Source organism: Kocuria tytonis, assembly GCF_003226895.2.
Lineage (GTDB): Bacteria > Actinomycetota > Actinomycetes > Actinomycetales > Micrococcaceae > Kocuria > Kocuria tytonis.
In genome coordinates, this window is sequence record NZ_PNJG02000001.1 from 860001 (window position 1) to 873947 (window position 13947).

Genomic DNA, 13947 nt, shown 5'->3' on the forward strand with positions numbered 1-13947 from the left:
CATGCCAAAGGACCCCGACACCTTTTGGTGACGGACTGTCCGCTCGGGGATGGGGCGCCGCGGGCCCGCCGATGGCTATGCTGGGCGGAGCCGGATGACTTCGTCTAGGATGGCTGGATTGTGGTTCTTTTCTGTCTCGTCGCATCGCACCGAACCGTTGACCTCAACACCGTCGCCAGGTTGAGCACCGGTGCCCTCGGTGTGGCCGAGGACGCCGTCTCCCGCGGAGCCCTGACCGGGGCCGTCACGCTGTCCACCTGCAACCGCCTGGAGCTCTACGGCGAGCTCCCGGACCGCGGTGACTGCGACGTCACCCTGGCCCAGCAGCGGCTCGCGGAGCGCGTGGCCGAGCGCGCGGGGCTGGACGAGCGCTTCGTGCTCGAGACCATGGACGCCTACCAGGGCGCGGAGGTCCCCCGGCACCTCTTCACGGTGGTGTCAGGGCTGGAGTCCGCCGTGGTGGGCGAGCGTGAGATCACGGGACAGGTCCGGCGCGCCCTCACGCAGGCCCGTCAGTCCGGCACGGCCTCACCCCACCTCGTGCAGCTGTTCGAGGCCGCGGCGCGCACCGCCCGGGAGGTGGGCGCGCAGACCGGCCTGGGTGAGCGCGGCCGCTCCATCGTCTCCGTGGCACTGGACCTCGCGGACGACATCACCCCGGGGCGCTGGCCGCAGCGCCACGCCCTGGTGTTCGGCACGGGCGCGTACGCCGGGGCCACCATGGCGGCGCTGCGTGACCGCGGCTGCGCGGACATCGAGGTCTACTCGGGTTCCGGGCGCGCCCAGCAGTTCACGGACCAGCGCGGCGGCTCCCCCGTGACGGACGCGGGACTGCACGCGGCACTGCGCCGGGCGGACGTGATCATCGGGTGCTCGGGGGGTTCCGCCCCCATGCCCGCGTCCGCCTTCCCCGGCGGGCCGCGCACCGTGGTGGACCTCGCACTGGCGCGCGACTTCGACCCCGCCGTGGCGGACCTGCCCGGTGTCGAGCTGATCACCCTCGAGTCCGTGCGCGTGGCGGCCCCCGAGGAGACTCGCGAGTCCGTGGTCGCCGCACGCGAGATCGTGGACCGTGCGGCTCGGGGGTTCGAGGCCGCGCAGAACGCCCGCAGCATGGACCAGGCCATCGTGGCGCTGCGCAAGCACACCATGGCGGTGCTGGACGCCGAGCTCGAGAAGGTGCGGGCCCACCACGGCTGCACCGGGGCCGAGGAGCAGATCGAGCTGGCCATGCGCCGCATGGTCAAGTCCCTGCTCCACACCCCCACCGTCCGCGCCCGCCAGCTGGCCGCGGAGGGCCGCGCGGACGAGTACATCACCGGATTGGAAGCGCTGTACGGTCTGGAGGTCGCGCCGCAGCAGGACACGGCGGCCGACCAGGATCCCTCCGCTGAACGATTCCCCTCGGACACCCCGCGATCCCGTGCGGCGGGCTGATGCAGGCGCGGACGGCACCGTCTGCGGAGGAGGACAGGACCCCATGAACGCTCCTGACAGCAGGGAGGCCCCGTCCGGGACCCCGCACGCCCGCGCCCGCCGCATGAGTCGGGACCAGCGCAGGGAGCAGCTGCTGGACACGGCGCTGCGGGTCTTCTCCGACGGCGGGTACCACGCCACGTCCATGGACGAGATCGCCGCGGCGGCGGGGGTCTCCAAACCCGTGCTGTACCAGCACTTCCCCGGCAAGCGGGAACTGTTCCTGGCGCTCGTGCAGTACACGCTCACGGACCTCTCCCAGCGGCTGGAGGACTCCCTGTCCGCCGCCGACACCCATCGGGATCGGGTGCAGAACGTGATCGTCACCCACTTCGACTTCGTCTACACCCAGCCGCAGGCGTACCGCCTGGTGTTCAACGCGGACCTGATGTCCTTCCCCGAGGTCGCCGCGCAGCTGGACGAGTTCTACCAGGGGGTCGCGAACGCCGTGGCCGCCCGCCTCGGACCCCACACGGGTGTCCCGCACCCCCAGGCCATGCTGCTCTCGCGGGGGCTGGTTCACATGGTGCAGACCTCGGTCGTGTACTGGACCAGATACCAGGAGACCGGTTCCCGCCAGGAGGTCCAAGACCGGATCTTCCGTTTAGCCTGGGGCGGAATCAAGTCCCTCGGTGACGAGCACGGGGAGCCGGCTCCTAGACTGAGCCGCAACGACCAGGACTGATGCGCCCCGCCGCGCTGCGGACTCGGGACGCGCACACGCCGTCGCGCCCGTGACGACCGGGGGCGGACACTGCCGCAGGAGGGCATTCATGGAAATCAAGATCGGGATTCAGAACGTCGCCCGCGAACTCGTGCTCAACAGCGATCTCGGCGCGGACGAGGTGCAGGCCAAGGTCACCGAGGCGCTGACCTCCGGCTCCCCCCTCGTCCTGGAGGACCCCAAGGGCACCACCACCGTGGTCCCCGCCGCCAGCATCGGATACGTGGAGACCGGCAAGGAGACCAAGCGCAAGGTGGGCTTCACCCCCCTGCCGCTGGCCTGACACCGCCCCCGCGTGGTGCCGCGGTCCCCGCCGTGCCACGCCACCCCGACGGCGCCCCCGGACCTCGTGCCCGCGGGCGTCGTCGTTTTGCGGGTACACTGGCATGCGCTAGCAGGATGACCGGTCGTCCCAGGAGACCGTCACGTTCACTCTTCACCCGTTCCGGCACCGCGCCCGGAGGTCCGCACAGGCCCTCCGCTGAGCGCCCGGGCGGGGTTCGTTCCACGATCGGCTTCCTCTCACACACGCGGTGGCCCCCGGCCCGCGCCGTTCCGTCCGCTGCGACGGATCCGGCCGAGGACCCGATGCCGGTGCCCCGCGCCTACCCGTGAAGGAATGTTTTGAGCGACATCACCGCAACACCCCAGCAGGACGCCCCGGAGCTGGACGAGACCGGGGAGCAGGCCGTCGAGACCGCCGAGCCCGTGGTGGAGTCCACGTTCGCGGACTTCGGCGTCCGCCAGGACATCGTGGACGCCCTCGCCGCCCACGGCATCACCTCCCCGTTCCCCATCCAGGCCATGACGCTGCCGATCGCGCTGTCCGGGCAGGACATCATCGGCCAGGCCAAGACGGGCACCGGCAAGACCCTCGGCTTCGGCATCCCCGCGCTGCAGCGCGCCGTGGGTCGCGACGACGAGGGCTGGGCCCAGCTGAAGAAGCCGGGTGCCCCGCAGGCCCTGATCGTGGTCCCCACGCGCGAGCTCGCGGTCCAGGTGGGCAGCGACCTCGCGATCGCCGCGAAGACCCGCAACGCGCGGGTGGCCACCATCTACGGCGGCCGCCCCTACGAGTCGCAGATCGCCGAGCTCGAGAAGGGTGTGGAGGTCGTGGTGGGCACCCCCGGGCGCCTGATCGACCTCAACCGCCAGCACTTCCTGGACCTGAGCCACGTGCGCATGGTCGTGCTGGACGAGGCGGACGAGATGCTGGACCTGGGCTTCCTCCCGGACGTGGAGAAGCTGCTCGCGAGCGTCCCCGAGGTGCGCCAGACCATGCTGTTCTCCGCCACCATGCCCGGCCCCGTGGTCGCGATGGCGCGGCGATACATGACCCACCCCATGCACATCCGTGCGGCCGCCCCGGACGAGGGCACCACCAAGAAGGACATCCGCCAGGTCATCTACCGCGCCCACCACCTGGACAAGGACGAGGTGGTGGCGCGGATCCTGCAGGCCGAGGGCCGCGGGCGCAGCATCATCTTCACGCGCACCAAGCGCGCCGCCGCGAAGCTCGCGGACGAGCTCATCCACCGCGGTTTCGCGGCCGCTCCCCTGCACGGGGACCTCGGTCAGGGCGCGCGCGAGCAGGCGCTGCGCGCGTTCCGCAACTCCAAGGTGGACGTGCTCGTGGCCACGGACGTGGCCGCCCGCGGCATCGACGTGGAGGACGTCACCCACGTGATCAACTTCCAGTGCCCCGAGGACGAGAAGACCTACCTGCACCGCACCGGTCGCACGGGTCGCGCCGGCAACAAGGGCACGGCCATCACGTTCGTGGACTGGGACGACGTCCCCCGCTGGCGGCTGATCGACAAGGCCCTCGAGCTCGGCATCCCCGAGCCCGTGGAGACCTACTCCTCCTCCGAGCACCTCTACACGGACCTGAACATCCCCCGCACCGCCAAGGGCAAGCTCCCCAAATCCCAGCGCACACTGGAGGGCCTCGGCGCCGAGGAGCTGGAGGATCTCGGGGACGCTCGCCCGCGCCGCGACGACAAGCGCTCCTCGGGCGGCTCGCGCCACGGTTCCGGTGAACGACGCCGCTCGGGCGGCCCGGGCTCGCAGGGCGGCGACTCCCGCCGTCCGGGTTCCCAGGGCGGCCGGTCCCGGCGTCCCCGCACGGAGGACGGCGAGCAGCCCACCGGCGGCGGCCAGCGGGATCAGACCCCGAGCGCTGCCCGTGAGAAGTCCGTGGAGACCGCGGGCGAGGGCACCAGGCGGCGCCGGCGGCGGCGTCGTTCCTCCGGCGGGAACTCGGCCGGGCAGAGCCCCTCCGGCGCGGCCCGGGGCGGCTCCGGGCAGGACGCCCAGCAGTCCCCCGCCTCGGGGGAGTAGGCCCGGTGACCGCGCGGGAGCCCTTCGCGTTCGATCCGGAGGGCACCAGCGCCATCGTGCACGGGGAGAACCTCTCCGTCCTGGAGGCCCTGCCGGACGAGGCGTTCTCCCTGGTGTACCTGGACCCCCCGTTCAACACGGGCAGGGACCAGGTGCGGCGCACCACGCGCTCCGTCCCCGTGGCGCACGGCGCGGGTGACCGTGTGGGCTTCGCCGGGCGGTCCTACGAGACCGTCATGGGATCGTTGCGCCGCTACGAGGACTCCTTCGCGGACTACCTGGGCTTCCTGGAGCCCCGGCTGGCCCACGCCCGCAGGGTGCTGGCCCGCCACGGGACGCTGTACGTGCACCTGGACTACCGCGAGGTGCACTACGTGAAGGTGCTGCTGGACGCCGTGTTCGGCCGGGAGTGCTTCCTCAACGAGATCATCTGGGCGTACGACTTCGGGGGCCGCACCACACGGCGCTGGCCCGCGAAGCACGACACCATCCTGGTGTACGTGAAGGATCCCGCGGCCTACCACTTCAACTCGCAGGACGTGGACCGCGAGCCGTACATGGCCCCGGGTCTCGTGGGCCCGGAGAAGGCCGCGCGCGGGAAGCTGCCCACGGACGTGTGGTGGCACACTATCGTCTCCCCCACGGGCCGGGAGAAGACCGGCTACCCCACCCAGAAACCGGCGGGGGTGCTGCGCCGGATCGTCACGGCGTCGTCGCGCCCCGGGGACTGGGTGCTGGACTTCTTCGCGGGCTCCGGGACCACGGGTGCCGTGAGCGCGGAGCTGGGCCGGCGGTTCGTGTGCGTGGACAGCAACCCCGAGGCCGTGGAGGTCATGCGGCTGCGCCTGCCGGACGTGCCGGTGCGGCACCTGGACTGAGCGGGATGCTCAGGGCCAGCGCACCTCCATGCCGGACGTGGCCTGCTCGCAGATCCGGGTGAGCGAGCGCACGGACGTGGAGTTCTCCCCCAGACGGTTCGGTTTGCCCGCTCCGTGGTAGTCGCTGGAGCCGGTGACCAGCAGGTCGTGCTCCGCGGCCATGGTCATGAGGATCGCGCGGGACTCGTCCGGGTTGTCCCGGTGTGCCACCTCCAGACCGGCCAGTCCGGCGTCGATCATGGCGTCGAAGTCCGCGGCACTGGCCACGCGGCCCCGCAGGGGTGCCATGGGGTGCGCGCACACGGGCACGCCGCCGGCGGCGCGCACGAGCTTGATGGCCTCCACGGGATCGAGGGCGTCGTGGCGCACGTAGTACCTGGAGCGGCCCGAGAGCAGGTCCGCGAACGCCGCGGAGCGGTTGGGCACCACGCCGAGGGCCACCAGTGCGTCGGCGATGTGCGGGCGGCCCACCGTGGCGTCCGGTCCCACCTGGTCCAGCACGTCCCGCCAGGAGATGGCGTAGTCCTCGGCGAGCAGCTCCACCATGCGGTGCGCGCGGGTGAGCCGGTTGCGGCGGCACTCCTCGATCCGGTCCACGAGCGGCTGGTGGGTGGGATCGTGGAGGTAGCTGAGCATGTGCACGGAGATCCCGTCCGCGGTGGTGCACGTGATCTCCATGCCCGGGACGAACGCGACCCCCAGGGACACCGCGGTGTCCCCGGCCTCCTGCCACCCCGCCGTGGTGTCGTGGTCCGTCAGCGCGAGGACGTTGAGCCCCGCGGCGTGTGCCGAGCGGGCGACGTCGGCGGGGGTCTCGGTGCCGTCCGAGGCGATGGAGTGGGTGTGCAGGTCGATTCTCACCGGCCCCACGATACCCGCGGGCCTGCACCGGGAAGCTCGGTTGACCGCCGTGGCACCATGGACGGGACACCGGAACCACGACCGGCGCGTGCGACCGCGCCGCGAAGGAGATGACCGCGCCCATGAGCCAGGGCTCACAGCACCCCACCGTTTCCCACCACGCGAGCGAGGACGCCGCGCAGCCCATGGACGAGCGCGTGGACAACCGCTCCCAGCGCCCGGACAGCGAGCAGTTCCGGGAGTTCATGGCCTCGGGGTGGGCTCAGCCGGAGCACACGACGACGCCGCGCGCCGAGGTGGCGCAGTTCGCGGCCGCCCGCCGTGCCCGGCTCTCGCGCCTGTTCCCCGGCGAGCGCCTCGTGATCCCGGCCGGTGCCCCCAAGGTGCGCTCCAACGACACCGACTACCGCTTCCGCCCGCACTCCGCGTTCGCGCACGTCACCGGCATGGGCGTGGACCACGAGCCCGAGGCCGTGCTGGTCATGGAGCCCACCGAGCCGGGTCAGGGGGACCACGGCAGCGAGCACGTGGCCACCCTGTACTTCCACCCCATGGCCGGACGGGACTCGGACGAGTTCTACGCGGACGCCAAGAACGGCGAGTTCTGGGTGGGCCCGCGCCCCACGCTGCAGCAGCTGCAGGACGAATTCGGCCTGCCCACGCAGGACCTCTCCGCACTGGAGACGGCCGTGACCAAGGACGCGGGCAACGCCGCCCTGGGGGGTCTGAGCATCCGCCTGGTGCGGGACGTGGACCTGAACATGGACGCCCTCGTGGACACCTCCCGCATCAACACCGGTGTGGACCTGGAGCAGTCGGACACCAGGGACGCCACCCTGACCGAGGCGCTCAGCGAGCTGCGCCTGGTCAAGGACGAGTACGAGATCGGCCAGCTGCGCGTGGCCGTGGACGCCACCATCCGCGGCTTCGAGGACATCGTCTCCGTGCTGCCGCACGCGATCGGCGGTGAGCGCGGCGAGCGCGTGGTGGAGGGCGCGTTCTTCTCGCGCGCCCGGCTCGAGGGCAACGACCTCGGCTACGACACGATTGCGGCCTCCGGCAACAACGCCACCGTGCTGCACTGGATCCGCAACAACGGCTCGGTGGCACCGGGCGAGCTGATCCTCGTGGACGCGGGCGTGGAGGCGGAGTCCCTCTACACCGCGGACATCACCCGCACCCTGCCGGTGGACGGCACCTACACGGACGTTCAGCGCCGGATCTACCAGGCCGTGCTCGACGCCGCGGACGCGGCCTTCGAGGTGGCGGTGCCGGGCAACCGGTTCCGGGACGTCCACGCCGCCGCCATGAAGGTGCTGGCGCAGCGCCTGGAGCAGTGGGGCCTGCTGCCGGTCTCCGCGGAGGTCTCCCTGTCGGAGTCCGGCCAGCACCACCGCCGCTGGATGCCCCACGGCACGAGCCACCACCTGGGACTGGACGTGCACGACTGCGCCCAGGCCAAGCGCGAGCTGTACCTGGACGCGGTGATCGAACCCGGCATGGTGTTCACCATCGAGCCCGGACTGTACTTCAAGGACGAGGACCTCGCGGTCCCGGAGGAGTACCGGGGGATCGGCGTGCGCATCGAGGACGACGTGCTCATCACCGAGCAGGGCAACGAGAACCTCTCCGCGGCACTGCCCCGCCGCCCGGAGGACGTGGAGTCCTGGATCCAGGGCATCTGGAACCGGGACGAGAACGTGGGACCCGCGGCGGGCCCGGCGTCCTGACCCGAGCCCGGCACCCCCGGCGGAACGGTGGGGGCCGGGACGGGACGCGCCCCGCACCCGAGGGTGCGGGGCGCGTCCCGTCCGCGCATCACGCGCTACCGGCGGTCCTGCGGTGACGTGGGATCCACCGGGGCGCTGCCGCCCTCGGCCGGGTTCCCGCCCTGTGGGCCGGTGGCGTCACCGGGCCGGGTCCACGGTGCGGGACGCTGCTGCGCCTCGGGCTCCACACGGATGCCGTACTGCGGCCTCCCGTCCGGCAGGTCCGGGAACTTGGCCGAGCGGTTGGCGTCCTGCTCCCCCGCAGGCTCGACCGGCTGCCCGGAGGCGGCAGGCGCGGATCCCGCGGTGCTCCCGCCCTGGCCGGGCCGCTCCTCCGGCCGGGGTGCGGGACCCCGAGAGGTGTTCTGGGGTGCCCCGTGCCCGGGCGCGCCCCGGCCGCCGTGCGGAGCACCCCACTGACCACCCTGGTGCGGTGCGCCCGGGCCGGGGCGCCCAGCGGCAGCGCCGAAGCCCTGACCGGGGCCCTGCGGCTGCTGCCCCCCGGAGCGCCCGCCGGGCATCCCGGCGAGGACCTGCCGGGCCTGGCCCGCGACCTCCGGTGCGGCCAGGACCTCGTAGCTGCCGGCCACGATGCGGCTGGTGGAGGTGAAGTCCCGCTTGCCGCGGGACAGCGCGTAGGTGATGGTGGCCAGGAGCATCCAGAACGCACCGCCGAGCACCATGGTCAGCAGCAGCGAGGACGCCATGTTCGCCCCGCCCAGCATGGACATGAGCAGCCCGAAGAACGCGCCGAACACCACGCCGTTGAGCGCGCCCTGCAGGGCCACCCGGGGGTAGGACAGCCGCCCGGTGACCTGCTCCACGGACTTCAGGTCGCTGCCGATGATCGAGACCATGGCCACGGGGAAGTGCTCGTCGGACATGTAGTCCACGGCCTCCTGGGCCTGGGCGTAGGTGCGGTACCGGCCCACCACCTCGCCCTTCGGCATCTCCGGGGCGATGGCCAGCTGTGCGGGGCTGCGATTCGAGTTGCTCATGCGTCCCATTGTCCTGCACCCGCGTGCGAACCGGCCGGAAAATCCCTGGGCATCGCAGCGGGTGAACACCCCGGGGTGCCGTGTAACGCCCCGTGTCCCCGCTCCCGGCTCAACCGCGCAACCTCCCCCGGCTCGCCCGCGACCCCTCCGACGGGAACGGCACGGGCCGCCCGCACCGCCGCAGGCGCGACTCCCGGCGGGGTACGGCGCCCGTCCCGCGGTAGGCGCGCCTGCCGCGGGACGGGGTGCCCGCCCCGTGGCCGGCGCCCCGAATGTCCCCATCCCCGCCGGATCACTAGGCTGGGCGGGTGAGCACAAACCCTTCCAAGATCTTCGTCGCCCGGCTGATCGGGCTGGACGTCTTCGACCCCCTGGGCGACCGCCTGGGGCGGCTGCGCGACGTCGTCGTGCTGCTGCGCCCGGGCGCCCGTCCGTCCGTGATGAACCGCCCGCTCGTGGTGGGTCTGGTGGTGGAGGTGCTGGGCAAGAAGCGCGTGTTCGTGCCCATGACCCGCGTGACGAGCATCGACGCGGACCAGATCATCTCCACGGGACTCGTGAACCTGCGCCGCTTCGAGCAGCGCGGCGCCGAGACCCTCGCCGTGGGCGAGCTCTTCGACCGCACCGTGGTGCTGCTGGACGGCTCCGGGACGGCGACCATCGAGGACGTCGCCATGGAGAAGTCCAACAACCGCGGTGACTGGGTGGTCTCGCAGCTGTTCGTGCGCCGTTCGGAGGCCACGGGCGGGCTGATCCGGCGTCGGAACCAGACGCTGATCGTGGATTGGGAGGACACGGACGACCCTTCGAACGCGGGCCACCAGCCGGCCACCCAGTGGATCTCCCAGCACGAGGAGGACCAGGCCGCGGACCTCGCGGACGAGCTGCGGGACATGCCGGACAAGCGCAAGCTGGAGATCGCCGGGGAGCTGCAGGACGAGCGCCTCGCGGACGTGCTCGAGGAGCTGCCGGAGGAGGACCAGGTGTTCATCCTCACTCACCTGGACAACGAGCGCGCCGTGACCCTGCTGGAGGAGATGGACCCGGACGACGCCACGGACCTGCTCAACGAGCTCCCGGAGGCGGAGGCCGAGCGGCTCATCACCATGATGGAGCCCGAGGACGCCGAGGACGTGCGGCGCCTGCGCGAGTACGAGGAGGGCACGGCCGGTTCGCTCATGACGCCGGTGCCGATCGTGCTGTCCCCCGAGGCCACGGTGGCCGAGGCGCTGGCGCACATCCGTCAGGAGGAGATCATCCCCGCCGCGGCCTCCGCCGTGCTGGTGTGCCGCCCGCCGCTGGAGACGCCCACGGGCAAGTACCTGGGGTTCGTCCACACGCAGCGGCTGCTGCGCTATCCCCCGCCCGAGGCGATCGGCAACCTGATCGACCGCTCCATCGAGCCGGTCTCGGACCAGGCGTCCCTGGCCGACGTCGCCCGCGAGCTGGCCACGTACGACCTCACGATCCTGCCGGTCGTCAACGACCAGGACAGGCTCGTGGGCGCGGTCACCATCGACGACGTCCTGGACGCCCTGCTGCCCGACGACTGGCGCACGTACGACGACGGGACCCCGGTCCGGAAGGTGGGCAAACGGTATGAGTAGCTCCCGGCAGAACGCGACCTCGCAGTACTCCCCCGGTCCCCTGGACCAGCCGAGGGAGAAGCGCCCCGGCTACCTCGCCCGCTTCCGCCCCAACCCGGACTCCTTCGGGCAGTTCACCGAGGCCATCGCCCGCTGGATGGGCACACCCCAGTTCCTGCTGTGGATGACCGTGTTCGTGACCATCTGGCTGGGCTGGAACACCATGGCCCCCGAGGAGGTCCAGTTCGACCCCCGGTCCCTGAACTTCACGCTGCTCACGCTCATGCTGTCCCTGCAGGCCTCCTACGCCGCGCCCCTGCTGCTGCTGGCGCAGAACAGGCAGGACGACCGCGACCGCGTGGTCGCGGAGGAGGACCGCAAGCGCGGTCAGCAGAACCTCGCGGACACCGAGTACCTCACCCGTGAGATCGCGTCCCTGCGCATCGCCATCCGGGAGGTGGCCACGCGCGACTACGTCCGCTCCGAGCTGCGCAGCCTGCTCGAGGAGATCCTCGAGGCCCAGGACCAGCGCGCCGCGGCCGGGGACGCCGAGGCCGAGACCCGCCAGACGGAGGGCCCCAGGCGCGGCTCCCAGGGGAAGAAGTCGGAGCGCGGCAAGCGCTCGGGCTCCCGCCGTGACGCGGACCCGGGAGCCGGTGCGGCGACGTCGCCCGCGGGCTCCCACGCGGCGGCGCGGGACGGGAGCGGGCGCGGCACGGCCACCCCGCCCCCCGGCGGACGTCCGGACCCCGGGGGGAACCCGGCCCGTGACGCGCGGACCCGGGAGCGGCGGCCGTGAGCGGGCAGACGCCGGGCGCCGAGACCATCGACCCGCGGCTGCGCCGCGCGCTGGACGCCGTTATCGACCCCGAGCTGCGCCGGCCCGTGACCGAGCTGGGCATGATCCCCGCGGCCACCCTGGAGGACGGCACGGCCCGGGTCACCGTGCTGCTCACCGTGTCCGGGTGCCCGCTGCGGGGGACCATCGAGGCGGACCTGCGCAGCGCGCTGCTGGAGGTGCCCGAGGTCTCCGACGCCGTGGTGGACGTGGGGGTGATGACACCCGCCCAGCGCCAGGAGCTGCAGGAGCGGCTGGGCCACCACCGCAGCAACCCCTTCGCGGATCCGAGCACGCTGACGCGCGTGCACGCGATCACGAGCGGCAAGGGCGGCGTGGGCAAGTCCAGTGTGACCGTGAACCTCGCCGCGGCGCTGGCCGCCATGGGACGCACCGTGGGCATCGTGGACGCGGACGTGCACGGCTTCTCGGTGCCCGGTCTGCTGGGCATCACCCAGCCCCCCACGCGCGTGGGGGACATGATCCTGCCGCCCGTGGTGGAGGTCCCGGAGGGCGTGGACCGCATCCCCGAGGAGGGTGCGGCGGGTGCGGGGCACCGCTCCCACGGGGTGATCAAGGTGATCTCCATCGGGATGTTCGTGGATCCCGCCCAGCCCGTGGCGTGGCGCGGGCCCATGCTGCACCGCGCGGTGGAGCAGTTCCTCACCGACGTCCACTTCGGGGACCTGGACCACCTGCTGCTGGACCTGCCGCCCGGCACGGGGGACATCGCCATCTCCGTGGGCCAGCTGCTGCCGCGTTCCGGCGTGGTGGTGGTCTCCACCCCGCAGCACGCGGCCGTCAGCGTGGCCCAGCGCTCCGGCACGCTCGCCGAGCAGACCGAGCAGCGGGTCACGGGCGTGGTGGAGAACATGTCCGCCATGGTCATGCCGGACGGCTCCCGCATGGAGGTCTTCGGCTCCGGCGGCGGTGAGACCATTGCGGCGTCCCTCACCGAGCGGCTCGGCTACGAGGTGCCGCTGCTCGGCAGCGTCCCGCTGGACGTCACCGTGCGGGAGGCCTCGGACCGCGGGACGCCCGCGGTGTGGGCGGACCCGGACTCGCCCGCCGCCGCGCAGCTGTGGCGGATCGCCCGCGCGCTGGACCGGCAGGGCCGCGGGCTGGCCGGGAGGAGCCTGGGGATCACGCCCCGCGGCTGACGGCGCTCGTGCGCGCCCGCGGGCCGTGCGGCGTCGTCCTGCCGTCGGACCGGTGCGATGCGGACCCGGTGGCCGACGCCGCTCAGGTGGCCTCGGTGTCGAACGGCGCCCGCTCGCCCCGGGCCAGCCGCCGCACCGTGGGCGCGGCCACCGAGGTGGCGGCGGTCGAGCCGTTCGCCCGGACCGGATCGTCCTCGAGCAGCGCCTCGCGCACGATCACGCGGGGGTCGTACTGCCGGGGGTCGAGCTTGCGCCAGTCCAGGTCCGTGAACTCGGGGCCCAGGGTCTCCTTGAGGTCCGCCGTGGCACCGGTGGCGTAGTCGCGGATGGCCCGGACCATCTCCTTGAGCTTCTGCGCGTACTCGGGAACGCGTTCGGGCCCGATGATCACCAGGGCCACGATGAGAATGATGATGGCTTCTCCGCCAGAAATCCCGAACACCCGCCGAGCCTATCAACGTCGGGGACCACCCGGTCAGGGTGCTGCTACCCGAAGATCTTCCGCAGTCCGTCCGCCACGGTGGCTCCGAACCCCTCGTCCTGCTGCGTGGGCAGGCTCACCCGGGCCCGGTCCTCGGCCACGATGCCGCTCACCGTCCTGGCCATGGTGGCGGCAGGCGCGTCCGAGGTCACGGTGTACACCGCGTCCGGACGGGCCATCACGGCCCGCCACGGCTCGTGGCGGTCCACCCACAGGTGCGATCCGGAGATTACCGACTCGTGCATGCCCTCCGCACTGACGGGCAGACCGCTGACGCCGTCCAGGGGATTGTCGGGGTTGATGTGGCCCCGCTGCTCCACGATCTCCACGGTGCCCCGTTCACCGTGCAGGGTCAGTGCCACGGCCGGCTGACCGCCGGTGCGCAGCTGCTGCACGTCCGCCACCGTGTACCCCTGCGCCGCGAGACCGGGCACGGCCCAGCCCTGGGCGCGCAGGCTGCGGATGTCCGCGTCCGAGGTGGTGTCCACCATGCTCTGCGGACCCGCGGACCAGGTGGCGGCGGGCCGGGCGGCGGCCCGCTGCTCCTGCTGGGCGTGCCGTCCCACGTTCCACACGGCCGCGGTCAGCACGGCCACGCACAGGCAGGTCGCGACCGCCGCCGCGAGGCCCACGGTGCGTCGGCCCGGTCGCCACGACCGACGCGCCGTGCGCCTCTCCACCCCTGCGGACACCCGCTGCCCCTTCCCTCGACCGTCCCCTGTGCGCGGTCGCTCCCGCTCGTTCCCGGGACCGCGTTCGACGATCATTGTGGGTCAGGAGTCTGACAGCGCTCTGGACACCCGCCGGGCGTGCGCCCCGGCCGTGGTGCGCAGCGC

13 protein-coding genes are annotated in these 13947 nt (G+C 72.5%); 9 read left to right on the forward strand and 4 right to left on the reverse strand.

Features of this window, described 5'->3' with window-relative positions:
- Positions 1-120 precede the first annotated feature (120 nt).
- From C1C97_RS03775 to C1C97_RS03795, 5 genes are all read left to right on the forward strand, one after another.
- Positions 121-1437: a glutamyl-tRNA reductase gene (locus C1C97_RS03775; protein WP_121030049.1), complete on the forward strand. Its 1317-nt coding sequence runs from the start codon at positions 121-123 to the stop codon at positions 1435-1437.
- 43 nt (positions 1438-1480) lie between these two features.
- Positions 1481-2161 (forward strand): TetR/AcrR family transcriptional regulator, encoded by a 681-nt coding sequence (locus C1C97_RS03780; protein WP_110919751.1) that lies wholly within the window; start codon positions 1481-1483, stop codon positions 2159-2161.
- 88 nt (positions 2162-2249) lie between these two features.
- Positions 2250-2483, forward strand: coding sequence for a DUF3107 domain-containing protein (locus C1C97_RS03785; protein WP_110919750.1), 234 nt, complete (start codon positions 2250-2252; stop codon positions 2481-2483).
- Positions 2484-2824: 341 nt separating this feature from the next.
- Complete coding sequence (locus C1C97_RS03790; RefSeq protein ID WP_110919749.1) at positions 2825-4540, forward strand: DEAD/DEAH box helicase; 1716 nt, start codon at positions 2825-2827, stop codon at positions 4538-4540.
- A gap of 5 nt (positions 4541-4545) precedes the next feature.
- Positions 4546-5418: a DNA-methyltransferase gene (locus tag C1C97_RS03795; RefSeq protein ID WP_121030051.1), complete on the forward strand. Its 873-nt coding sequence runs from the start codon at positions 4546-4548 to the stop codon at positions 5416-5418.
- 9 nt (positions 5419-5427) lie between these two features.
- Here C1C97_RS03795 and C1C97_RS03800 read toward each other — a convergent pair whose 3' ends face one another.
- Positions 5428-6279 carry a PHP domain-containing protein gene (locus tag C1C97_RS03800; RefSeq protein WP_121030053.1) on the reverse strand — a complete coding sequence of 284 codons (852 nt, stop codon included), beginning with the start codon at positions 6277-6279 and terminating at the stop codon, positions 5428-5430.
- Between the two features lie 122 nt (positions 6280-6401).
- Between C1C97_RS03800 and C1C97_RS03805 the strand changes: the two genes are divergently transcribed.
- The gene (locus tag C1C97_RS03805; protein ID WP_121030558.1) at positions 6402-8009 is read left to right on the forward strand and encodes an aminopeptidase P family protein; all 1608 of its coding nucleotides are present in this window, start codon (positions 6402-6404) and stop codon (positions 8007-8009) included.
- Positions 8010-8104: 95 nt separating this feature from the next.
- Here C1C97_RS03805 and C1C97_RS03810 read toward each other — a convergent pair whose 3' ends face one another.
- On the reverse strand, positions 8105-9046 hold the full coding sequence (locus C1C97_RS03810; RefSeq protein WP_121030055.1) for a general stress protein: 942 nt from the start codon (positions 9044-9046) through the stop codon (positions 8105-8107).
- Between the two features lie 308 nt (positions 9047-9354).
- Between C1C97_RS03810 and C1C97_RS03815 the strand changes: the two genes are divergently transcribed.
- The 3 genes from C1C97_RS03815 to C1C97_RS03825 are packed head-to-tail and all read left to right on the forward strand — an operon-like array spanning position 9355 to position 12630.
- Positions 9355-10653 carry a magnesium transporter MgtE N-terminal domain-containing protein gene (locus tag C1C97_RS03815; protein WP_110920955.1) on the forward strand — a complete coding sequence of 433 codons (1299 nt, stop codon included), beginning with the start codon at positions 9355-9357 and terminating at the stop codon, positions 10651-10653.
- Positions 10646-11431, forward strand: coding sequence for a DUF1003 domain-containing protein (locus C1C97_RS03820; protein WP_110920954.1), 786 nt, complete (start codon positions 10646-10648; stop codon positions 11429-11431). The genes C1C97_RS03815 and C1C97_RS03820 overlap by 8 nt, the downstream gene beginning before the upstream one ends.
- Entirely contained in the window at positions 11428-12630 is a 1203-nt protein-coding gene (locus tag C1C97_RS03825; protein ID WP_121030057.1) for an Mrp/NBP35 family ATP-binding protein, read from the forward strand. Before C1C97_RS03820 ends, C1C97_RS03825 begins: the two co-directional genes overlap by 4 nt.
- 82 nt (positions 12631-12712) lie before the next feature.
- On the opposite strand, the gene C1C97_RS03830 is transcribed toward C1C97_RS03825, so the two are convergent.
- Both C1C97_RS03830 and C1C97_RS03835 read right to left on the reverse strand, forming a co-directional pair.
- Positions 12713-13072, reverse strand: a complete 360-nt coding sequence (locus C1C97_RS03830; RefSeq protein WP_110920993.1) for a twin-arginine translocase TatA/TatE family subunit — start codon at positions 13070-13072, stop codon at positions 12713-12715.
- A 44-nt stretch (positions 13073-13116) separates the two neighbouring features.
- Positions 13117-13803 (reverse strand): hypothetical protein, encoded by a 687-nt coding sequence (locus C1C97_RS03835; RefSeq protein ID WP_233542706.1) that lies wholly within the window; start codon positions 13801-13803, stop codon positions 13117-13119.
- Between the last annotated feature and the right edge of the window lie 144 nt (positions 13804-13947).

What these genes read in the sequence shown, in the direction of transcription:
- C1C97_RS03785 (WP_110919750.1), top strand. Translation starts at nt 2,250, where the DNA reads ATGGAAATCAAGATCGGGATTCAGAACGTCGCCCGCGAACTCGTGCTC.
- C1C97_RS03820 (WP_110920954.1), top strand. Translation starts at nt 10,646, where the DNA reads ATGAGTAGCTCCCGGCAGAACGCGACCTCGCAGTACTCCCCCGGTCCC.
- C1C97_RS03780 (WP_110919751.1), top strand. Translation starts at nt 1,481, where the DNA reads ATGAACGCTCCTGACAGCAGGGAGGCCCCGTCCGGGACCCCGCACGCC.
- C1C97_RS03805 (WP_121030558.1), top strand. Translation starts at nt 6,402, where the DNA reads ATGAGCCAGGGCTCACAGCACCCCACCGTTTCCCACCACGCGAGCGAG.
- C1C97_RS03810 (WP_121030055.1), bottom strand. Translation starts at nt 9,046, where the DNA reads ATGAGCAACTCGAATCGCAGCCCCGCACAGCTGGCCATCGCCCCGGAG.